This window comes from Chryseobacterium sp. SIMBA_038, assembly GCF_046535115.1.
Classification (GTDB): domain Bacteria; phylum Bacteroidota; class Bacteroidia; order Flavobacteriales; family Weeksellaceae; genus Chryseobacterium.
Genome location: NZ_JAWRXH010000488.1, coordinates 1 through 230 on the forward strand (window position 1 = coordinate 1; position 230 = coordinate 230).

The following is a 230-nucleotide window of genomic DNA, read 5'->3' on the forward strand; positions in this document are numbered from 1 at the left end:
TCTTTCAATAAAGGCATCTGCAATTCCTTCCTGAACCAGTAATCTTGACGGACATGTACAAATTTCTCCTTGGTTAAGGGCGAAAAGTACAGCCCCCTCAATGGCTTTATCTAAAAATTCATCGTCTGCATCCATTACAGAATTGAAGAATACATTGGGGGATTTCCCTCCTAGCTCTAATGTTACAGGAATGATGTTTTCGGTTGCATATTGCATCACTAAACGTCCTG

At 40.4% G+C, this 230-nt stretch carries 1 protein-coding gene; it reads right to left on the reverse strand.

Going from position 1 to position 230, the window contains the following annotated elements; all coding sequences use genetic code 11:
- Nucleotides 1–230 (reverse strand): aldehyde dehydrogenase family protein (locus SB689_RS24370; RefSeq protein ID WP_410694587.1); only part of this gene is annotated, 230 nt, incomplete at both ends.